Raw genomic sequence first — 20,901 nt, 5'->3', positions numbered from 1 at the left:
CGTAATTCCTGTTTCTTGTCTTTATGCGAAAGTGTGAAAAATGTCACAAGCGAGGGAAAAGAGGAGCATCCCGGCGGGAACCCGCCGGAATGTACAGCATTAGCCGTTAGTCTTGTTGCGGGTGCTGGAACGGCGGTTGCCGTTATTCCCCTGGCGAGGATTGCCGCTGGTCTGGCTATGACGCTTGACGGCGCGGCGGATTTGATTCGCTTTCATACGACGGCGATCTTTCTCCACCGCTACTTTGCTTTCGGTTTCCGCTGGCAGCTCCACCAGTTCACGAAGATAGTTGGTCTGCGCCAGATCCAGTTCAGTCCAGCCGCCGCGCGGCAGGCCTTTCGGCAGCAGAATATCGCCGTAGCGTACGCGGATAAGACGGCTGACCTGAACGCCGACGGCTTCCCACAGGCGACGCACTTCGCGGTTGCGCCCTTCGGTCAAGGTAACGTTATACCATTGGTTGATCCCTTCACCGCCGGTGAACTTAATCGTTTTAAACGCTGCAGGGCCATCTTCTAACTGTACGCCACGCGCCAGCTGGCGCAGTTTGTCTTCATCGACCTGGCCGAAAACGCGGACGGCGTATTCACGCTCAACTTCGCGGCTTGGGTGCATCAAACGGTTCGCCAGTTCACCATCGGTGGTAAACAGCAGCAGGCCGCAGGTGTTCACATCGAGGCGACCTACCGCAATCCAGCGCGCGCCGCGCAGTTTCGGCAGACGGTCGAAAACCGTTGGGCGCCCTTCCGGATCGTTACGGGTGCAGAGTTCGCCTTCTGGTTTGTAATAGGCCAATACCCGACAAATTTGCTCGGCAGATTCTTTTACCGAAATAAGATGACCGTCGATACGGATTTTCAAACCAGGTACGATTTCAACACGATCGCCGAGGGTTGCGATCTTACCATCCACGCTGACGCGTCCAGCTTCGATGATAGTTTCAATTTCGCGGCGGGAGCCATGGCCAGCACGAGCCAGCACTTTCTGTAATTTCTCGCTCATAGAGCTTCCTTTAGGTGTCGCCTTCCCAGGCGTCTGATATGCTTTGGCAACAACAGGCCATATAAAACCACCAACCTGTTGTTATATAAATACTTTACACATTTTAAGGCGCCATTCGTCAGCACTGTAAAACAGCGCGCGCGCCTGCGTGGGCGAACATACTACACTAACTTCAAAATGAATGCTTCACTGCGATACATTTCTCTGTCTATAGATTATCGCTCGCCGTCAATGCACTTGCCAGGAAGGGAAAGTCGGCAAATGGCGCCGGGTGACCAAACAGATAACCTTGCGCTTTCTGGCAACCGAGGTCGCGTAACTGGTTTTTTATCGCCTCATCTTCAATACCCTCAGCAACGACGGGTACCTTAAACCCCTGAGCCAGCACAATCAGCGATGCAATCATCGATTCTGCTTTATCATCATCGGCAAATTGGCAAATCAGACGGCGGTCAATTTTGATGCTATCAAATGACAGCGTATGTAAATAAGGCAAACTGGATAAATTGACGCCAAAATCATCCAGCGCGACGGCAATACCATGGCGGCGGAGATAAGCAATCATCCGGCTAATTCGCACAGCATCATTCATCAATAACCGTTCGGTTATCTCAAGACAAATATTGCCCGTGACCAGCCCATGACGATAAATCGCATCCATTAAATGCCAGGCAAAATCCTGTTGCAGGAGTTGAATCGCCGATACGTTGATATGCAGAATAAAGTTCGCCGGCGCCCCGCGGAGAATCATCGCGGAAAGTTCCCGACAGGCCTGTTCAATAATCCAGCGTCCCAGCGGGATTATCAACCCGCTCTCTTCCGCCAGGGGGAGGAAACGATCGGGAGGAATTTCGCCTACCGTTTCGGAGCGCCAGCGAAGCAAACATTCTCCTTCCTGAAAAGCGCTTTGATCCTGCAAATCCACAATTGGCTGTAGCATCAGATGAAATTCATGTTGCTGGATCGCATCATGAAGATGCTCATGGAGTTGGATATTATAAAGCTCAGCCTCATGCATCTCGCCGCTGAAAAACGTCGCAACGCCGTTTCCCTGTTTCTGCGCATGGCGTAATGCAATCCATGCCTCACGCAACGTTTGTTCAATATTCTCTGCGTGGATCTCAGTCTTCACCAGGCCAATATTGCCGGTATAAACGTATTTGCTTGCCGTAGGAGACGCTTCATTATTGACGTCGATAAATAGTGAGGAGAGCAGTTCTCTGTAGCGCTGACGCTCTTTTGGCTGAGTTTGTCCTGGAAAAACCACGATGAGCTTATCCACTGTATCGCGGGCAATCAGCGTATTCGTCGGCAGTAAATTATGCAGGCGAAGAATATAATCGCTAATAAATTTTTCACCATACTCCGTACTTAAGGAATTGATAATAGCGTTCATATTACTGATATGCACCAGCGCGAGCAGGTTTCTACCTTGATATAGCGATGTCTGACGCAGTAACCCTGTCCGTGAGAATAACCCGGTGGTTTTATCCTCCTCTATTTCACGCCGTTGGGCGTCGAAACTTTCTGCCAGCTTATGCGATAGCGCCATAAATGTGGTTTCCAGAGAGGCTATTTCCGGGAAATGTCGCTTATTATCTGGCGGCGTCCAGCGGTGCGTCGCAAGCTGATCCGCTTTACGGACAATATCTCGCAGAGGTTTTACCACCTTCGCCAGGCCATAGAAAACCACCAGCAGACCAAGTACAAAAATGACAAACAGCATGCTCATGGTAATGGCTATATATTTAATGATGGTATGGGTAATCATTCTCGCCGGGCTAATCACAATCCCCGTCCAGTGCAATATGTCATCACGGTCGGTGATTGGAAAAGCATCAACATAATATTCTTCTTTGCCGGAACTGAAAAACTGCAATCCCGTATGGTGATTCGCTTTTAACGTGCGACTGGCTGCCACAACAACCGGTAAATGAGTGTTTTCAAGCGTTTGTAGATTCAGCCGTGAGTGTTTCCCCCCGGCCAGCATATTTCGCGTCAATGATGGCACTGATGAAGAAATGAGCTCATTTTTTTCATTAACAATCAGCAGAATACTTTCAGGATGGGGTTTAAATTTTTCCAGACTTTTATTTAGTTCGTTGAGGTGCAACTCGCTGGCGACGACGCCAACAAACTGTCCCTGGCGATTGAATGCCGGTGAGCTGAACGCAACGCCAATTTCATTTTCATATTCATAATCGCGAAAGGGTTTTGTCCAGTGCGGACGCTGGTCTTTGGCAACCGCCGCATACCATTCGCGCTGCGTTATTTGATAATCCGCAAGCACCGCTTTTTCCAATGAGTTCACCGTCAGGTGACTATACGCCGTCAGATGGTGATCTGTTTGCGCATCTTTTACCGCAAGATAATCATTCGACTCGGCCTGGCCGCGCGCCACTTGAATAAAATCGCCATTGACCGCGCCAAATCCGACCAGATTCAGATAATGTTTGTTGCTGAAGACGTTATTGGTGGTATTGACCATTTCGCCGATCAGGCTGCGAACCGGGATCGCAGTACTGGATTGACGTCCGATCGCATGAACCAGTATCGCGTTCGATTGGGCGGGAACATCAATATAATCGTGGATGACTTCCTCGATATTGACTCTTTTCGCACGCAGAATATCCTCACTCACCTCATCAAAAAAAGCATAACCTTCGTAGTAGAGAAAAGCATATGTCGTCAGCAGCACGACGAGAATTGTCGTGGCTAAGGTAAATATGATGGCCTGAGTTAGGGTGAACGGGTAGCTGTTGACCGAAAGCTGTTTTTTTAATATTTGCATCGTTATTATCGCCGTTGGTCTATCTCATCATTCCGGTTCAACAACGAAAAACCCATTGGCGACGTCAAAACTATCAAACGTTTTCGGCCGGGAATAATAATATCCCTGGGCCAAATCACAGCCCATCTCCTGCAGTTTTTCTGCCATTTCGCGCGTTTCAACGCCTTCGGCCACCAGCGGCACGGAAAAACTTCGCGCCAACATTAACACCGAGGCGATAACCGCTTCGTTTTTTTTATCATCAAGCACATTGCTGACAAACCCGCGGTCAATCTTCAGACAATCAAATGGCAGCGAATGCAGATACGAGAGGCTGGAATAACCGGAACCAAAATCATCAATCGCGATACATACGCCAAGACGACGTAGATAAGCCAGTATTTCGACAATTCGCCACGTGTCATGCAGCAAGACGCTTTCGGTGATTTCAAGACAAATATTGCTGTTCATCAAATCATTAGCGTGAATTGATTCCAGCAGATGCTGAGCAAAATCAGGTTGCTGAAGCTGAATTGCCGAGATATTGACGTGCAGTTTAAAATCACGCGGCGCGCCGCGCGTGATAAACGCGGCAAGTTCACGACAGGCGGTTTCAATTATCCATTTCCCTAACGGCACAATCATGCCGGTGTGCTCGGCAAGGGCGATAAATTTGTCGGGCGGCACGAAACCCAACACATTTGATTGCCAGCGGATCAGGCATTCACCTTCTTTACAAGGCCGCTGCGATTCAAATGAAACGATCGGCTGCAAAACCAGATGGAAACCTTCCGAATGGAGATCGTCGCATAACGCCTGATGCAGACGCAGATTATTCACTTCCTCTTCACGCATGGCGGCCGTGAAAAGTTTACTCGTGCCGCTACGCTCCATCTGGGCATGCTGTAAAGCCAGACTAACATTCATCAGACATTCGCCGATGTTCTCTGGGGTTAATGATTCAATCAACATGCCAATATGGCCAGTAAATATATGCGATTCGCCGGGCATATCAGAAGCAGACATACGAAAAACAGAAGCAAGTAGCGCGCTGTACCAGTCGACATCCTTTTCGGCATACATGCCATCAAAAGCGATAATGAACAAGTCTTCTCGATCACGACAACATAGTGCCCCTTCAGGCAATATTTTGCGAAGGCGTAAAGTAAACTGGTGAATAAACTGTCGGGCCTGAGTCGTACCGAGCACATTCTTAACCGAGTTGTAGTTGTTAACGTATACCATCGCCAGCATATTGCGATGACGGTACAGCGACTCACAATGCAGTAAACCGCTACGGGTTAAAAAACCGGTTTCGCTATCTTCTTCCAGCTTCCGGCGTTTAGATTCGAAAGTGTCTGGAATAATTGCATACAGGTTGCTCAATGCTGCATCCAACGATGCTATTTCCGGAAATACGCGTTTAGTTGGTTTATTCCACGGCATTAACCCCAGACGCACTTTATCTGCAACGTCCTTTAAGGCGCCGGTGAAATGAGAAATAATCATCATCAGAATCAATATCAGAATAAAAATAAACAGTGTCGTGGCGAAGGTCACAAGTTGACGCTGTTTATTCATTTCCGCCATTTCCGCATGCTGTGGCGCGATAAGTACCGCCTTCCAGTTCAGCAGATGTTGGCGGTCCTGCACGCTAAAGGCGGTCGCCAACAAAGACTCGTCCTCTGTACGCAAGGAAAATGACGTCGGCGACGGCTGCGCCGAGGTAAGCTTTGCTATCAATTGGCGGTCCTGCTGCCATTTATGTTGGTTGCCGGAACGCGCGACAATGCGATTGTTGTCATCGATAAGCAGAAGAGCATAGCTTTTATCCGGCAGGAGACTCTGTAAATAAGCGGTCATATCTGCAGGTGTGGCGCCGCTGGCGATCGCCCCGATGAAGCGGCCTTGTTTATCGTACACTGGCTGGTTCCAGCTCATGATCAAACTGCCGGTAGAGAGAGAGCGTTGCCAGAAACCTTGCGTTTGCTGGCGAGCGCGGCGAAACTGCGGTAAATCAGCAACATTAAACGCGTTATTGACGTTGACAATATTGGTCTGCGGGCTTAACCCGCTGTATTTAACCAAGGAGTGATGATTATCACGCTGGGTTCGTTGTAAATAAATTTGATTACTATGATTGTCACGAATAACAGCAATACTGGAGCCATTTTCCGCAAACCACGACAGGCTCTGGAAGGCGGGCATGGTTTTAAACGCGCTCGCCGTCAAATACACCATTTCAGGAACTAAAGTATCCTTATCGATGTTGTTATTTTCGCCCTGAATATATTGTAAAAATAGATTCGTTATTTGTCGTGGGCGATCGACGGCATCCTCAAGTTTATGCTGAATAAACGCATACTGAGAACCAATGATTTTTTTATCAATGGCACTACTGACCTGACGCGACTGATAGTTAAACAAGCCAGTCAAACTGATAATAATCAGTATTAGCGCCAGCAGTGAAACCACCAGCACGCTTTTTACCAGGGTGATGGGATAGGTATTTGGGGTCAGCTTTGGCATATATTAACGGTATGTAATCACTATTATAAGATTATTATCACTGAATACCACCAGAGCTTAATGTATGACTTTACCCACCAGATATAAGGTAACGGTAACACTGGAAAGCATGAAAAAAATTAACAGTACTTTCTTCCGCTTAAACGCGTCAGAGGGTTAAATAGTCAGCTTATACATAATGTTGAATTTCTTTCTGGAAGCAATATCAATGAGTGATATCGTAAGCGGACTAATAATATAAAGAAGAAAGGAGCGACTCAATGCGGAAAGAATTTTAAAATAAATTTAAGCCGCGGGCGACGCGTGAAACGCCACCCGCGAGAAGCATCACTGGAAGGGTTTGATATCACCGACGCCTTCACGAAGCACCACCGGCGCGTCTTCGGTCAGGTCGATAACCGTCGTCGGCTGCTGGCCAAGATAACCGCCGTGAATAATCAGATCGACCACCTTCTCCAGACGGTCTTTAATCTCTTCCGGATCGGACTCCGTGAATTCATTACCTGGCAGCATCAAGGATGTCGAGAGCATCGGTTCGCCAAGCGTTTCCAGCAGCATCTGGGCGATAGGGTTCGCCGGCACGCGCATCCCAATGGTTTTACGCTTTTCTTGCAACAGGCGGCGCGGCACCTCTTTCGTTCCCTTAAGAATGAACGTGTAGTTGCCCGGCGTATTGTTTTTGATAAGACGAAACGCCACGTTATCGACAAACGCGTAGGTCGATAACTCGGAGAGATCGCGGCACATCAGGGTGAAATTGTGGCCATCCGGCAACTGACGGATACGGCAGATCCGCTCCATTGCCCCTTTATCTTCGATTTTGCAACCCAGGGCATAGCCAGAGTCCGTTGGATAAACGATAACCCCGCCCTTACGCACAATTTCCACCGCCTGATTAATCAACCGCGCCTGCGGATTATCGGGATGGATATAGAAAAACTGGCTCATACTTCCCTCTCAATTTGTTCAGCGGCCACTTCCCAACTGCGCCAGATCCCTTCCACGCCAGCGGGTAGCCAAAGTTTGCGCCCCAGTTCAATCCACGGGCAGGGCTGGTGGAAATCCGAACCCTGCGACGCCATCAAACCAAACTGTTTCGCGTAGCTCGCCAGCTGCGCGCGCTCATGCGGCGCCTGCTGGCATTGGGCGACCTCCATCGCGTCGCCGCCCTGCTCGCTAAAATGGGCCAACAGCCGTTTCAACCATTTGGCGGAAAGATCGTAACGCCCCGGATGGGCGATCACCGCTTTGCCGCCAGAATGATGAATGACATCAATCGCTTGTTTTATTGTACACCACTGCGGCGGAACGTATCCGGTTTTCCCGCGGGCGAGATATTTTTTGAATACATCGGCAATATTGCTCGCAAAGCCGGCTTCAACTAAAAAGCGGGCAAAATGGCCGCGGGTGACCGCGCCGCCATTGGCGAGCTTTAACGCCCCTTCCCAGGCACCGGGGATACGCGCTTTCTCCAACCGTTCGGCAATCATCTGCCCGCGCTGGTTGCGCCGCGCTTTCTGTTCACAGAGCAGTTGCGTCATCGCCGGATGGTTGATATCAATATTCAGTCCGACGATATGAATTTCGTGATTTTCCCACAGGGTGGAAATTTCTACCCCGGTGATAAGCGTGAGCGGCAGTTCAGCCCGCGCTATTTCGGCACGCGCTGCCGGAATTGCCGCCACGCTATCGTGATCGGTGATTGCCAGCGTCCCCACCCGCATCTCATGCGCGCGATGTACCAGCTCTTCTGGAGTCAATCGCCCATCGGAGGCGACGGTATGGCTGTGCAGGTCATAAATGACCGCGTAATTAGTGTCGCTCAAAATGGCTCCTGGTGGACCTGAACTGAAATAAGCGCATTATGATAACGACTGAGAAAGAAAATCTGCAAACAAGGGTTGACTTTATTTTCATGGACTAGTTAACTAGTACGCAAGTTCACACAACGGGTATCTCTGATGAAAGCGCAAATTATTACTCTTCATAGCTGGTGGCGTCGTTCCTGGAATCGGGCGGCGTGATCGCGTTTTGCACTCAGCAAACAGATACCGGGCCCGCCACTGAGCGGGCTTTTTTTTGAACAAAATAATGAACAGAACAGGCGAGAATGATAATGCAAACATCAAAACCAGCGCTCGAGCTTCTCACCAGCGACGCCATCTATCGCGAAAACCCGACGGCGTTATTCCATCAATTATGCGGCGCGCGCCCGGCAACCTTGCTGCTGGAATCGGCCGACATCGATAGTAAAGACGATTTAAAAAGCCTGCTACTGGTCGATAGCGCCCTGCGCATTACCGCTCTTGGCAATACCGTCACTGTTCAGGCGCTGTCAGCGAACGGCGCCGCGCTGCTTGAACTGCTGGATAACGCATTGCCGTCCGGCATTGAGAATCTGCGCCAGCCGAACAGCCGGGTACTCACCTTCCCACCGGTTAGCGCCCTGTTGGATGAAGACGCTCGCCTGTGCTCGTTATCGGTGTTCGATGCGTTTCGTCTGTTACAGGATTTGGTCAGCGTCCCGCAGGCCGAGCGCGAAGCGATGTTCTTTGGCGGCCTGTTCGCTTACGACCTGGTGGCCGGTTTTGAGGATTTACCACCGCTCAATACCGATACCGCCTGCCCGGATTACTGTTTCTACCTGGCGGAGACGCTGCTGGTTATCGATCACCAGACCAAAAGCACCCGCATTCAGGCGAGCCTGTTCACGCCGCTGGAGAATGAGAAACAGCGTCTTCTGCAACGTATCGCCCAGCTTCGCCAGCAGTTAAATGAACCGCCCGCGCCGCTGCCGGTAACGACGGTTGCCGAAATGCGCTGCGACGTCGATCAGAGCGATGAAGAGTACGGCGCCGTGGTGCGCAAAATGCAGCGCGCCATTCGCGCGGGCGAAATTTTCCAGGTCGTGCCGTCGCGCCGTTTCTCACTTCCCTGCCCGTCGCCGCTGGCCTCGTACGATGTGCTGAAAAAGAGCAATCCCAGCCCGTATATGTTCTTTATGCAGGATAACGATTTCACCCTGTTTGGCGCATCGCCGGAAAGCTCGTTGAAATACGACGCCGTCAGCCGCCAGATTGAGATCTACCCCATTGCCGGCACTCGTCCTCGCGGCCGCCGCGCCGATGGTTCACTGGATCGCGATCTCGATAGCCGTATTGAGCTGGAGATGCGTACCGACCACAAAGAGCTTTCTGAACATCTGATGCTGGTTGACCTGGCCCGTAACGATCTGGCCCGCATCTGTACCCCGGGTAGCCGCTACGTAGCGGATTTGACCAAAGTCGATCGCTACTCTTTTGTGATGCATCTGGTTTCCCGCGTGGTCGGCGAACTGCGCCGCGACCTTGATGTCCTGCACGCCTACCGCGCCTGCATGAATATGGGCACCCTTAGCGGCGCGCCGAAAGTTCGCGCCATGCAGCTAATCGCCGCCGCGGAAGGCAAGCGTCGCGGTAGCTACGGCGGCGCGGTCGGCTACTTTACCGCCCATGGCGACCTCGATACCTGCATCGTGATCCGCTCAGCCTACGTTGAGGATGGCATTGCCACCGTGCAGGCGGGCGCCGGTATCGTGCTCGATTCCGTTCCGCAATCCGAGGCGGATGAAACCCGTAATAAAGCTCGCGCCGTGCTGCGCGCCATTGCTCAGGCCCACCACGCGAAGGAGACTTTCTAATGGCCGACATCCTGCTGCTCGATAATATCGACTCCTTTACCTATAACCTCGCCGACCAGCTGCGGGCTAACGGCCACAACGTGGTTATTTATCGTAATACCGTACCGGCGCAATCGCTGATTGAACGTATCGGCACCATGGATAATCCGGTGCTGATGCTCTCTCCGGGGCCGGGAACCCCAAGCGAAGCCGGCTGCATGCCCGAGCTGCTGACCCGCCTGCGCGGCAAGTTACCGATTATCGGTATCTGCCTCGGCCACCAGGCCATCGTGGAAGCCTACGGCGGCTATGTCGGCCAGGCGGGAGAAATCCTTCACGGCAAAGCGTCAAGCATTGAGCATGACGGCCAGGCGATGTTCGCCGGTCTCGCCAACCCGCTGCCGGTGGCCCGCTACCATTCTCTTGTCGGCAGCAATATTCCGGCCGGGCTCACCATTAACGCCAATTTCAACGGTATGGTGATGGCGGTTCGCCACGACGCCGATCGCGTCTGCGGCTTCCAGTTCCATCCGGAATCGATTCTGACTACCCAAGGAGCGCTACTGCTGGAGCAAACGCTGGCATGGGCGCTGCAGAAACTGGAGCAGACCAATGTCGTACAGCCGATTCTGGAAAAACTGTACCAGGCCGAGACGCTGAGCCAGCAGGAGAGCCACGTGCTGTTTTCCGCCGTCGTGCGCGGCGAAGTGAAGCCGGAACAGCTGGCCGCCGCGCTGGTAAGCATGAAAGTGCGCGGCGAACAACCACAGGAAATTGCCGGCGCCGCTACCGCGCTGCTGGAAAACGCCGCGCCGTTCCCGCGCCCGGATTATCAGTTTGCCGATATCGTCGGTACCGGCGGCGATGGCAGCAACAGTATCAATATCTCAACCGCCAGCGCCTTTGTCGCCGCCGCCTGCGGTTTAAAAGTGGCGAAACACGGTAACCGCAGCGTCTCCAGTAAATCAGGTTCGTCCGACCTGCTGGCCGCGTTTGGCATCAACCTGGATATGAATGCCGATAAATCGCGCGCCGCGTTGGATGAACTGGGCGTCTGCTTTCTGTTCGCGCCGAAATACCACACCGGTTTCCGCCACGCGATGCCGGTCCGCCAGCAGTTGAAAACGCGCACCCTGTTTAACGTGTTGGGGCCGCTTATCAACCCGGCGCACCCGCCGCTGGCGTTGATTGGCGTCTACAGCCCGGAACTGGTGTTGCCGATTGCAGAAACCTTGCGCGTACTCGGTTATCAACGTGCCGCCGTGGTACACAGCGGCGGCATGGACGAAGTCTCGTTGCATGCGCCGACCGTGGTCGCCGAACTCAATAACGGCGAAATCCAAAGCTATCAGCTGACCGCCGCCGACTTCGGCCTGACGCCATATCATCAGGATCAACTGGCCGGCGGCACGCCGGAAGAAAACCGTGACATTCTCACGCGCTTGCTACAAGGTAAAGGTGAAGCCGCTCATGAAGCCGCCGTCGCCGCCAACGTCGCCATGTTGATGCGTTTACACGGGCATGAAGACCTGAAAGCCAACGCCCAGCAGGTGCTGGATGTGCTGCACAGCGGAGCGGCCTATGACAGAGTGACCGCATTAGCGGCAAGAGGGTAAATAATGCAGACCGTTTTAGCAAAAATCGTTGCCGACAAAGCGATTTGGGTAGAAGCCCGCAAACAACAACAACCGTTAGCCAGTTTTCAGAATGACATCGTGCCGTCCGAACGCCATTTTTACGATGCGCTGGCCGGCGCCCGCACCGCTTTTATTCTCGAGTGCAAAAAAGCGTCGCCGTCGAAGGGACTGATTCGTGAAGATTTCGACCCGGCGACCATCGCCGGGGTTTATAAGCACTACGCCTCGGCAATTTCGGTACTGTGTGATGAGAAATATTTTCAGGGCAGCTTTGATTTTCTGCCGATTGTCAGCAAGGTCGCGCCGCAGCCGATTCTGTGTAAAGACTTCACCATCGATCCTTACCAGATTTACCTCGCGCGTTACTACCAGGCCGATGCCTGCCTGTTGATGCTTTCGGTGCTCGATGATGATCAATATCGGCAGCTCGCCGCCGTCGCCCACAGTCTCAATATGGGCGTCCTGACCGAGGTCAGCAATGAAGAGGAGCTGGAGCGCGCGATTGCGCTGAAGGCCAAAGTCGTCGGCATTAACAACCGCGATCTGCGCGATATGTCGATTGATCTGAACCGCACGCGGCAATTGGCGCCGCGTCTCGGCCCGGATGTCACCGTGATCAGCGAATCCGGAATCCATACCTATGGCGAAGTCCGCGAGCTTAGCCACTTCGCCAACGGCTTCCTGATTGGCTCGGCGCTGATGGAACAGCCGGACCTCAGCGCTGCGGTGAAGCGCGTGCTTTTAGGTGAGAACAAGGTCTGCGGCCTGACTCGTCCGCAGGATGCGCAAGCCGCCTGGGAGGCGGGCGCCATCTACGGCGGCCTGATTTTCGTCGATGGTTCGCCGCGTGCCGTTAACGACCAGCAGGCACAGGCGGTAATGGCCGCCGCGCCGCTTAGCTACGTTGGCGTGTTCCGTGATGCAGCCGTTGAAGAGGTCGTCACCCGCGCGACCAAATTGAAACTCGCCGCGGTCCAGCTTCATGGGAGCGAAGACCAGGCCTGGATTGATGCCCTCCGCGCGGCGCTGCCGGAGCAGATCCAAATCTGGAAGGCGCTGAGCGTAGGCGAAACACTGCCGCCGCGTAATCTCAATCATGTGGCCAGATATGTCTTTGACAACGGTCAGGGCGGGAGCGGACAACGTTTCGACTGGTCGCTGCTGCAGGGCCAGGACCTGCGTAACGTGATACTGGCAGGCGGCCTTAGCGCCGATAACTGCGTAGAAGCCGCGAAAAGCGGCTGTGCCGGACTCGATTTCAACTCAGGCGTAGAGTCGCAGCCGGGAATAAAAGAGGCAAGCCTGGTGGCTGCCGTTTTCCAGACGCTGCGCGCATATTAAGGAGCAATGCAATAATGAGCACTTTACTGAACCCGTATTTCGGCGAATTCGGCGGTATGTACGTTCCGCAGATCCTGATGCCCGCCCTGCGCCAGCTGGAAGAAGCTTTCGTCAGCGCGCAAAAAGATCCTGAATTTCAGGCTGAATTCACCGACCTGCTGAAAAACTACGCGGGCCGTCCGACGGCGCTGACCAAATGCCGCAATCTGACCGAAGGCACCCGCACCACGCTGTACCTCAAACGTGAAGATCTGCTCCACGGTGGCGCGCACAAAACCAACCAGGTGCTGGGCCAGGCGCTACTGGCCAAACGTATGGGCAAAACGGAAATTATCGCCGAAACCGGTGCCGGCCAACACGGGGTCGCCTCGGCGCTGGCCAGCGCCCTGCTCGGTCTGAAATGCCGCATCTATATGGGCGCTAAAGACGTCGAGCGCCAGTCGCCGAACGTCTTCCGCATGCGCCTGATGGGTGCGGAAGTCATTCCAGTGCACAGCGGTTCCGCCACCCTGAAAGATGCCTGTAACGAAGCGCTGCGCGACTGGTCCGGCAGCTACGAGAAGGCGCACTACATGCTCGGCACTGCCGCTGGCCCGCATCCATTCCCGACTATCGTGCGTGAATTCCAGCGCATGATCGGCGAAGAAACCAAAGCGCAGATCCTTGAGAAAGAAGGACGCCTGCCGGACGCGGTGATCGCCTGCGTTGGCGGTGGTTCTAACGCCATCGGCATGTTCGCTGATTTCATTGATGAATCCCGCGTTGGCCTGATTGGCGTCGAGCCTGCCGGCCACGGTATCGAAACCGGCGAGCACGGCGCGCCGCTGAAGCACGGTCGCGTCGGCATTTACTTCGGCATGAAGTCGCCGATGATGCAAACTTCCGACGGGCAGATCGAAGAATCTTATTCTATCTCCGCCGGGCTGGATTTCCCGTCAGTGGGTCCGCAGCATGCGTTCCTTAACAGCACCGGGCGCGCCGAGTATGTGTCAATTACCGACAACGAAGCGCTGGATGCCTTTAAAGCGCTCTCCCGCCATGAAGGCATTATCCCGGCGCTGGAGTCGTCGCACGCTCTGGCGCACGCGCTGAAGATGATGCGCGAGAACCCGGATAAAGAGCAGTTGCTGGTGGTTAACCTGTCCGGCCGCGGCGATAAAGACATCTTCACCGTACACGACATTTTGAAAGCGCGAGGGGAAATCTGATGGAACGTTACGAGACGCTATTTGCACAGTTAAAAAACCGCCAGGAAGGCGCCTTTGTTCCCTTCGTCACCCTCGGCGATCCGGGGCCGGAGCAGTCGCTGAAAATCATCGATGCGCTGATTGAAGCCGGCGCCGATGCGCTGGAACTGGGGATCCCCTTCTCTGACCCGCTGGCCGACGGCCCGACGATTCAGGGCGCCACATTGCGCGCTTTTGCCGCCGGCGTCACCCCGGCGCAGTGCTTCGAAATGCTGGCGGCAATCCGTCACAAGCATCCGACAATCCCAATCGGCCTTTTGATGTACGCGAACCTGGTGTTCAGCCCGGGGATTGATGAGTTCTACGCCGAATGCGCGCGTGTCGGCGTGGATTCGGTTCTGGTCGCCGACGTGCCGGTCGAAGAGTCCGCCCCGTTCCGTCAGGCAGCGCTGCGCCATAACATTGCGCCGATTTTCATCTGCCCGCCAAATGCCGATGACGATTTACTGCGCCAGATTGCCTCCTATGGCCGCGGCTACACCTACCTGCTATCGCGCGCTGGCGTGACAGGCGCGGAAAACCGCGCCGCGCTTCCGCTGCATCATCTGATTGAAAAACTGGCGGAATACAACGCCGCGCCGCCGCTACAGGGCTTTGGCATCTCGGCGCCGGAGCAGGTTTCGGCCGCTATTGACGCCGGCGCCGCCGGGGCAATATCCGGCTCGGCCATCGTCAAGATTATCGAGCGTAACCTTGAGCAGCCGCAAAACATGCTCGCAGAGCTAAAAACCTTCGTGCACAGTTTGAAAGCAGCGACCAAAACCGCCTGACCCTTTGTCGCCCGGCCTCACGCCGGGCGGCTATTTCCGCTGCAGGCTGTTGGCGTATTTTCGCGTTAAGCGAAACAGCGCCAGCACCTCATCTTCTGACCATCCAGCCAGCACCTGATTCATTAACCGCCGCCGCGCAACGGCAATAGCGTCGATCATCCGCTGCCCCTTTTCGCTAAGCGTCACCTCGCTAATCCGCCGGTCTTTGGCATTGGCCTGCTTGCAGGCAAGGCCCTGAGCCTCCAGCTTTTTCACCTGCCGGCTGACGGTGGTGTAATCGCGGCCTAAATGATCCGCCAGCTCAACTACACCCACCGGGCCATAGCGCCATACCGCCACCAGTAGTGGAAACAGCATCTGTTCAAGCTGTACCCCTGCCGCCTGCAATATTTGCTCATCGCGCAGCGGTTGATTCATCACGCTGATGATATCCAGCAGCGCGCCGTGAAAGTCGGTGATGTCGTAATTATTATGTGCATCTTGCATATATTAGTTAACCGCGTATAGTGCTCCTGAAGAATATGTGCATATTACACATAATTATCATCAGGGGATAATGTTATGAAAGCCGCCGTGGTGTTTGATCTTAACGATGGCCCGATATGGGCCGATTTTAGCGAACCGCAGCCTGCAGCCGGATACACGCTGATCGACGTTCGCGCCGCCGCCATTAGCCACGTAGTTAAGGGCCGGGCATCGGGACGTCATTATAGTTTTGACGGCACACTGCCATTTGTCGTCGGTATCGATGGCGTCGGTATGACCTCTGACGGCCAGCGCGTCTATTTTGCTTTCCCCAGTGCGCCGTTCGGCAGTATGGCGCAACGCGCGCCGGTCGCGCTGCAGAATTGCCTGCCGCTGCCGGATGCACTTGATGACATCAGCGCCGCGGCCATGGCCAATCCGGGCATGTCTGCCTGGGCTGCGCTTGTCAAACGGGCGCAGTTTCAGGCCGGCGAAACGGTACTGATTAACGGCGCCACCGGCAGCGCCGGGCAGCTGGCGGTGCAGATTGCCCGCTACCTCGGTGCGAAAAAAATCATTGCCACCGGGCGCAATGCGCAAGCGCTGACCGCCCTCGCAGCCGATGAATGCATTAACTTAACGGCCGATGAGCAGACGCTAAACGCGCAGTTTGCCGCCGCCAGCGCCGGGCAAATCGATGTGGTTGTGGATTATTTGTGGGGCCGCAGCGCAGAGTTGCTGCTGCCTATACTAGCGAAATATACCCCCGGCGATAAGCCGGTACGTTATGTGCAGGTGGGTTCTCTTGCCGGAGCGGATATCGGATTAAATGGCGCGGTGCTTCGCGCCGCGCCGCTACAGCTCATGGGTAGCGGCATCGGCAGCCTGACCATGCCGCAACTGCTGGCGGCAACCGGGGAGATGCTGCAGGCGGCGGTTCCCGGTCAGTTTACCATCGCCACCACGCCGCTGCCGCTCCGCGATGTCGCTACGGCATGGCCGCGTGATAATAGTCAGAAACGCACGGTTTTCACTCTTGATTAAAAAAATGCACCTCCGCACAAACTCTGGGGTTGATATCTTAAATGAGAAATATTATCTTTCTCATTACCGAATAGTTGAGTGAACAACTCAGGTATTCGGTACGACATTGCTCACATTGCTTCCAGTATTTTTGCCCGCGTTTATCGCGGGCTTTTTTTTGACTCAACTTCAGCTTTTAGTGGTCGAGATACAGATAATGCAACCAGCTGGTCATCCGTAACAGCACCTTACGCATCACCGACACGTGGGCAAAATGGTCGGTATACACCGCCGCCTGGGCACTGACCCCATCAGGTAAATGGGCAAGATCGCGGCTCGCCGCCAGGTCAATCATCACATAAACCCCTTCCCGACCGGGCGTGGCGCTTAAACCCTGTAATGCGCCGCTCGCCTGGTAACTACCGTCGGGAATGGTTGGCAGTACCTTTGTGACCTTGCCGGCATACACCTGCCCCGGTAAGCCATTAAACACCACCTCTGCCTCGTCCCCCTGCTCCAGGCGCAGGATGGCGTTCTGGCGAAATACCGCCACCACCTGGCGTTTCTGCTGCGGAATAAAAATCATCACCGGTTTGAACGGCAGACGAACTGCCGTGGTTCCCGGACGCGCCAGCACCTGAGTGACATAACCATCGCTGGGCGCGCGGAATACCGTCTGTTCAAGGTCATAACGCGCCTCGGCAATCTGCGATTTCAGGCTGGCGATTTGCGCATCCTCGCCATTGAAACGCGCCGAAAGTCTTTCGAACTCCTGTTGATACTGGGCTTTAGCCGCCCGCAGGGCCGCAGATTGCGCTTGATATTGCTGCTCGGCGTGATTCACGTCCTGCTCAGAAAAAGGGTTAACCGGCATGGCCGCGCCTTTCGCATAGCGTTGATAATCCTGACGGGCACGTTCATATTCCGCCGTCATCCGCTGGACGTTAGCGGCGGATTCACTTAATGCCGCTTTCCGGGTTCTGATATCCGCTTCGGCGGCACTGAGATCCGCCTCCAGTTTATTCAGTCGCGCGCGATAGCGGCTATCATCAAGACGAAACAGTACCTCGCCTTTGCGTAATAATACATTCGTTTTATCGGTAACTTCTACGATGGCCCCCGACACCTGCGGCACAATCGGGATCGACAGAGCTATTTTTTGCGCCCGGTCGGTGTACGGGTGATTATAATTCATAGTCAGAATTAGCGCGCCGACAATAAACACCCCACCAAGGACCGCCGTCGGTACCGTCCATTTATTTACCGGGATACGGAAAATTTTAAATACGCCATAGGCCAACGCCACATAGCTAAGAATAATGAGTAAATCCATACATTGGCCTCAGCGTTTATTTGACGAGTTTGTCGTAACAGTTATTTGTTGTTCCTGCAGACGCTTGAGCTCGCTTTCAAGTTGCCTGATTCGCTGATGCATTTCGGCATTATCTTCGCCTTTATGCGCCATTCCCCACCCGCGCTCGGGGCGATACAGCGTCGCCCAGATCCACAACAGCGGCCAAATCGCATGTAGGGTGAACAGGCTCACCCAGCCGGCGACATGGATCGCATCCTGGTGAGGATGCTGGCGTTTCTTGGCCAATAAATAGGGAATATCATGAATAATAATAATGCCGTAAAATAAAATTAAAAACACGGCAACTAACACGCCTAAGGCGAAATAGTTAAGAAACATAATAACACCTGGTAATAAGAAACGGTAAAACAGTACTGATTACGCTGTTTTATAATTAGCCGCGCCACTCGGTTTAATCTCGGGACTCAGCCACGAATGATAGTTTGCCGACTGATAGACCAAATATTGATAACGGTAAAAATCAGTACTTTTATCTTTCCGGTATAAAATCTCTTCCCCTGAAACCGATAGCCCTCTGATAATATCGTCATATTCAATCTTTTTTTCTTTTTCGGTTTTGCTGGAAGCGCACGCCGCCAGCAGCAACATTGCAGATAACGCAGCCATTGTTGTTATTTTCATCGAATTATTTCTCTGTATTCTTCGGCTGTAATAAATAATCCACGCAAATAATACTCAGCTACTGACCAGAAGTCATATGACAATGACGGCAAAGATGTATATCATTTTTGATATAGCAAACCAAAAGAACCTACCTTGTGAAAGAAAAAGACCTGCGCATTGACGAACTCCGCATCGTCCGCGTGATTGCCGAAACGGCAAGCGTGAGCAAAGCCGCCCAACTACTGGACATGCCGCAGTCGAATGTGTCGCGGGCGCTGAATGCGCTGGAACGGCGCCTGGGGCTGGAGATCTTTATCCGCCATCCACGGGCGTTAATCCTGAGCGAATTTGGAGAGCAGTTCCTGCGCCGGGCGGACATTCTGCTGGATAAGCATAATGATCTGCTGGATATGTCCGGTACCTGGAAACGCAGCCTCAACGGCATGGTGACGCTCGGCGCGCCGATCGGCATTCAGGCTTTCCTTGCCCGATACCTTTTGCCGCCGGTGCTACGTTCGGCGCCGGAATTAACCGTCAATATTCTCACCCGCAATCCCGACGAGCGCGAACAGAAACACGGGACGCTTTTCGATAGCGATTGCGACCTACTGATTAGCTTTTTCCAACCGCAGGACGAAAGCCTGATCGCAAGGCCTCTCACCCGTTTTCGCATGGGGCTGTTTGCCTGCGCGGATTATATTGCGCAGTCGCCCCTGCACGATCTTGACGAGCTTGCGCAGCACCGCTGCATCACTTTGCGTACGCTGGGCGGGATCCGCAACAGTTGGCATTGCTATAACGCCGCGGGTGAGAGTATTCAGGTAGAGATCAACGGTTCCAGCGTATGCGATAACATTTTGCCGGCCATTGAGCTTGCCAAACAGGGGCTGGGCATCGTTTATGCCCCTTTTTACTCCGTTGCCGCAGAATTAGAGGCCGGTACGTTACGGCCCTGTCTGCCACGGGAACGCGGCGTGAATATGCAGGCGTGGTTGATTTATCGTCAGCGAGGCGTGTTGCCGCATCGCGTGCAGGTGATTATGGATAGCATTATGGAAAGCGCCAAACTGCACGCCCATCGGCTGGTCTGAAGAGGATAAAACTGGCCGCGAACGGCCAGTTTTTTAAACCATTAGAATCGATAGCCCGCGGAGAACATAAACACCCACGGATCCAGACGGGTACTGACTTTCTGGTTAACGCCGTTAGCTTTAAATTTCACATCGGTGTCGATATCCATGTACCAGACCGACATGTTCAGCAGCCAATTGCGGTCAATCAGATAATCCAGGCCAACCTGTCCTGCCGCGCCCCATGAATCCTTCAGGCTCAGGTCGGAAAGCCCGGCGTCCTTACCGGTATCGTTGAAATCATTGTTAAAGAAGGTTGTATAGTTAATACCGGCGCCGACATACGGGCGCACTTTGCTTTGCGCATCGCCAAAGTACCACTGCGCCATCAGCGTCGGCGGTAACTGGTGTACGGTAGCGATGGTGCCCGTCGGCCCGGTACCGACCTTGTGGCGGAACGGCGTTGCCGCCAGCAGTTCGATACCGATATTGTCGGTCGCCATATAGGTAAAGGTTAAACCTAACTGGGTGTTATTACTGACGTTAAAACCGCCGAGGCTACCCAGTACGTTGTCAGAACCTTCAGTCGGGCGAACCGTCGCCGAACCCGCGCGAATAAAAAACTCCCCCGCTTCATGCGCCCAGGCGCTACCACCAGAAAGCGTACCTAAGATCAATGCCGCCGCTGCAATTTTCTTCATATCCATGTCCCCATTATGGTTTTTATCAGCGGCAGCAAATATACCTACAATGAGTTAGTTTTGATCTGTTTTAGATCACACCAGGCCATTAGATTTAACATTTATTGATCCAGATTAATTTTTGCAGCACTCAGTAACGTTCTGATTTGTCCTTACATCAATTTTTACCCGTGAGAAAAATTTTTGCGTCCCCCTCTTGTCGCCGATCGTGCGGATAGCTAATTTAATTGCCGACAATTTGTGTTGATGCGTTTTTTTCAGGTGTAATTATGAGTGAAATCAACCCGTGCATGACGTGCGGTGCCTGTTGTGCGTATTTTCGAGTCTCCTTCTATTGGGCTGAAGCCGACGACGCCGGCGGCGTGGTACCTACGCAGCTCACCGAACCCCTTACCCCTTTTCTGCGCTGCATGAGCGGCACCAATCAGCGGCAAAGCCGCTGCACAGCCTTAAGCGGCGAAATCGGCGAATCGGTGCACTGCACCATCTATCATCAGCGGCCTTCCCCCTGCCGCGAGTTTGCTATGTCAGGCGAAGGCGGCGAACTCAACGAAGCGTGCGATCGCGCCCGTGCCCGCTACGGCCTGCCGCCGCTGGGAACTCTTTACAAAGATATACTTACCGTGACAGCGGCAGAGACTGCTACCCAACCACGTTTTGCGGTACAATCCCCGGCTAGTTAAAACACCTGCAAGACTCAAGGAGAATGC

The 20,901-nt window shown here is 53.6% G+C and carries 18 protein-coding genes and 1 other annotated feature; of the genes, 8 read left to right on the top strand and 10 right to left on the bottom strand.

From position 1 onward, the window contains the following. Positions 1-99: 99 nt before the first annotated feature. From rluB to rnm, 5 genes are all read right to left on the bottom strand, one after another. Entirely contained in the window at positions 100-1,002 is a 903-nt protein-coding gene (gene rluB, locus ABLV07_RS10700) for a 23S rRNA pseudouridine(2605) synthase RluB (protein WP_015366215.1), read from the bottom strand. Positions 1,003-1,210: 208 nt separating this feature from the next. Next, positions 1,211-3,793 carry an EAL domain-containing protein gene (locus ABLV07_RS10695; RefSeq protein ID WP_047063798.1) on the bottom strand — a complete coding sequence of 861 codons (2,583 nt, stop codon included), beginning with the start codon at positions 3,791-3,793 and terminating at the stop codon, positions 1,211-1,213. Between the two features lie 27 nt (positions 3,794-3,820). Then, complete coding sequence (locus ABLV07_RS10690; protein WP_047063796.1) at positions 3,821-6,301, bottom strand: EAL domain-containing protein; 2,481 nt, start codon at positions 6,299-6,301, stop codon at positions 3,821-3,823. A 327-nt stretch (positions 6,302-6,628) separates the two neighbouring features. After that, on the bottom strand, positions 6,629-7,249 hold the full coding sequence (locus ABLV07_RS10685; RefSeq protein ID WP_015366212.1) for an L-threonylcarbamoyladenylate synthase: 621 nt from the start codon (positions 7,247-7,249) through the stop codon (positions 6,629-6,631). Next, positions 7,246-8,127 carry an RNase AM gene (gene rnm / locus ABLV07_RS10680; RefSeq protein ID WP_047063795.1) on the bottom strand — a complete coding sequence of 294 codons (882 nt, stop codon included), beginning with the start codon at positions 8,125-8,127 and terminating at the stop codon, positions 7,246-7,248. The genes ABLV07_RS10685 and rnm overlap by 4 nt, the downstream gene beginning before the upstream one ends. Positions 8,128-8,286: 159 nt before the next feature. Beyond that, positions 8,287-8,382: a sequence feature (Trp leader region), on the top strand. 35 nt (positions 8,383-8,417) lie between these two features. Between rnm and ABLV07_RS10675 the strand changes: the two genes are divergently transcribed. The 5 genes from ABLV07_RS10675 to trpA are packed head-to-tail and all read left to right on the top strand — an operon-like array spanning position 8,418 to position 14,954. Then, positions 8,418-9,980 (top strand): anthranilate synthase component 1, encoded by a 1,563-nt coding sequence (locus ABLV07_RS10675; protein ID WP_015366210.1) that lies wholly within the window; start codon positions 8,418-8,420, stop codon positions 9,978-9,980. Next, entirely contained in the window at positions 9,980-11,575 is a 1,596-nt protein-coding gene (gene trpD, locus ABLV07_RS10670) for a bifunctional anthranilate synthase glutamate amidotransferase component TrpG/anthranilate phosphoribosyltransferase TrpD (protein ID WP_046883196.1), read from the top strand. Before ABLV07_RS10675 ends, trpD begins: the two co-directional genes overlap by 1 nt. A 3-nt stretch (positions 11,576-11,578) precedes the next feature. Next, complete coding sequence (gene trpCF, locus ABLV07_RS10665; RefSeq protein WP_046883195.1) at positions 11,579-12,937, top strand: bifunctional indole-3-glycerol-phosphate synthase TrpC/phosphoribosylanthranilate isomerase TrpF; 1,359 nt, start codon at positions 11,579-11,581, stop codon at positions 12,935-12,937. A gap of 14 nt (positions 12,938-12,951) precedes the next feature. Further along, positions 12,952-14,145, top strand: coding sequence for a tryptophan synthase subunit beta (trpB, locus tag ABLV07_RS10660; RefSeq protein ID WP_015366207.1), 1,194 nt, complete (start codon positions 12,952-12,954; stop codon positions 14,143-14,145). After that, a complete protein-coding gene (gene trpA / locus ABLV07_RS10655) occupies positions 14,145-14,954 on the top strand; it encodes a tryptophan synthase subunit alpha (RefSeq protein ID WP_015366206.1) in 810 nt (269 codons plus the stop codon). The genes trpB and trpA overlap by 1 nt, the downstream gene beginning before the upstream one ends. Positions 14,955-14,984: 30 nt before the next feature. Here the strand turns inward: trpA and ABLV07_RS10650 are convergent, their stop codons facing one another. Continuing rightward, positions 14,985-15,440, bottom strand: a complete 456-nt coding sequence (locus ABLV07_RS10650) for a MarR family winged helix-turn-helix transcriptional regulator (RefSeq protein ID WP_015366205.1) — start codon at positions 15,438-15,440, stop codon at positions 14,985-14,987. Between the two features lie 75 nt (positions 15,441-15,515). Between ABLV07_RS10650 and ABLV07_RS10645 the strand changes: the two genes are divergently transcribed. Further along, positions 15,516-16,463, top strand: a complete 948-nt coding sequence (locus ABLV07_RS10645) for a zinc-binding alcohol dehydrogenase family protein (RefSeq protein ID WP_348853365.1) — start codon at positions 15,516-15,518, stop codon at positions 16,461-16,463. A 175-nt stretch (positions 16,464-16,638) separates the two neighbouring features. On the opposite strand, the gene ABLV07_RS10640 is transcribed toward ABLV07_RS10645, so the two are convergent. The 3 genes from ABLV07_RS10640 to ABLV07_RS10630 are packed head-to-tail and all read right to left on the bottom strand — an operon-like array spanning position 16,639 to position 18,438. After that, positions 16,639-17,775: an HlyD family secretion protein gene (locus ABLV07_RS10640; RefSeq protein ID WP_020078567.1), complete on the bottom strand. Its 1,137-nt coding sequence runs from the start codon at positions 17,773-17,775 to the stop codon at positions 16,639-16,641. Between the two features lie 9 nt (positions 17,776-17,784). Then, positions 17,785-18,135, bottom strand: coding sequence for a DUF3302 domain-containing protein (locus ABLV07_RS10635; RefSeq protein ID WP_063410683.1), 351 nt, complete (start codon positions 18,133-18,135; stop codon positions 17,785-17,787). 39 nt (positions 18,136-18,174) lie between these two features. Further along, entirely contained in the window at positions 18,175-18,438 is a 264-nt protein-coding gene (locus tag ABLV07_RS10630) for a hypothetical protein (protein ID WP_046883190.1), read from the bottom strand. 137 nt (positions 18,439-18,575) lie between these two features. Here ABLV07_RS10630 and ABLV07_RS10625 point away from each other — a divergent pair, with 137 nt between their 5' ends. Continuing rightward, complete coding sequence (locus ABLV07_RS10625) at positions 18,576-19,511, top strand: LysR family transcriptional regulator (protein WP_063410682.1); 936 nt, start codon at positions 18,576-18,578, stop codon at positions 19,509-19,511. 41 nt (positions 19,512-19,552) lie between these two features. Here ABLV07_RS10625 and ompW read toward each other — a convergent pair whose 3' ends face one another. After that, positions 19,553-20,191 carry an outer membrane protein OmpW gene (gene ompW / locus ABLV07_RS10620; protein ID WP_032706228.1) on the bottom strand — a complete coding sequence of 213 codons (639 nt, stop codon included), beginning with the start codon at positions 20,189-20,191 and terminating at the stop codon, positions 19,553-19,555. Between the two features lie 269 nt (positions 20,192-20,460). Between ompW and ABLV07_RS10615 the strand changes: the two genes are divergently transcribed. After that, positions 20,461-20,874, top strand: a complete 414-nt coding sequence (locus ABLV07_RS10615; RefSeq protein WP_015366198.1) for a YkgJ family cysteine cluster protein — start codon at positions 20,461-20,463, stop codon at positions 20,872-20,874. Positions 20,875-20,901 lie beyond the last annotated feature (27 nt).

Source organism: Klebsiella sp. CN_Kp097, from assembly GCF_040064495.1.
Lineage (GTDB): Bacteria > Pseudomonadota > Gammaproteobacteria > Enterobacterales > Enterobacteriaceae > Klebsiella > Klebsiella aerogenes.
This window is presented reverse-complemented; position numbering and strand designations above follow the sequence as displayed.

Bases quoted from the DNA above. Each gene is read 5' to 3' on its own strand.
- ABLV07_RS10635 (WP_063410683.1), bottom strand. From the start codon at position 18,135: ATGTTTCTTAACTATTTCGCCTTAGGCGTGTTAGTTGCCGTGTTTTTA.
- trpB (WP_015366207.1), top strand. From the start codon at position 12,952: ATGAGCACTTTACTGAACCCGTATTTCGGCGAATTCGGCGGTATGTAC.
- ABLV07_RS10640 (WP_020078567.1), bottom strand. From the start codon at position 17,775: ATGGATTTACTCATTATTCTTAGCTATGTGGCGTTGGCCTATGGCGTA.
- rluB (WP_015366215.1), bottom strand. From the start codon at position 1,002: ATGAGCGAGAAATTACAGAAAGTGCTGGCTCGTGCTGGCCATGGCTCC.
- ABLV07_RS10685 (WP_015366212.1), bottom strand. From the start codon at position 7,249: ATGAGCCAGTTTTTCTATATCCATCCCGATAATCCGCAGGCGCGGTTG.
- trpCF (WP_046883195.1), top strand. From the start codon at position 11,579: ATGCAGACCGTTTTAGCAAAAATCGTTGCCGACAAAGCGATTTGGGTA.
- trpD (WP_046883196.1), top strand. From the start codon at position 9,980: ATGGCCGACATCCTGCTGCTCGATAATATCGACTCCTTTACCTATAAC.
- ABLV07_RS10675 (WP_015366210.1), top strand. From the start codon at position 8,418: ATGCAAACATCAAAACCAGCGCTCGAGCTTCTCACCAGCGACGCCATC.
- ompW (WP_032706228.1), bottom strand. From the start codon at position 20,191: ATGAAGAAAATTGCAGCGGCGGCATTGATCTTAGGTACGCTTTCTGGT.
- ABLV07_RS10650 (WP_015366205.1), bottom strand. From the start codon at position 15,440: ATGCAAGATGCACATAATAATTACGACATCACCGACTTTCACGGCGCG.
- trpA (WP_015366206.1), top strand. From the start codon at position 14,145: ATGGAACGTTACGAGACGCTATTTGCACAGTTAAAAAACCGCCAGGAA.
- ABLV07_RS10695 (WP_047063798.1), bottom strand. From the start codon at position 3,793: ATGCAAATATTAAAAAAACAGCTTTCGGTCAACAGCTACCCGTTCACC.
- ABLV07_RS10630 (WP_046883190.1), bottom strand. From the start codon at position 18,438: ATGAAAATAACAACAATGGCTGCGTTATCTGCAATGTTGCTGCTGGCG.
- ABLV07_RS10615 (WP_015366198.1), top strand. From the start codon at position 20,461: ATGAGTGAAATCAACCCGTGCATGACGTGCGGTGCCTGTTGTGCGTAT.
- ABLV07_RS10690 (WP_047063796.1), bottom strand. From the start codon at position 6,301: ATGCCAAAGCTGACCCCAAATACCTATCCCATCACCCTGGTAAAAAGC.
- ABLV07_RS10645 (WP_348853365.1), top strand. From the start codon at position 15,516: ATGAAAGCCGCCGTGGTGTTTGATCTTAACGATGGCCCGATATGGGCC.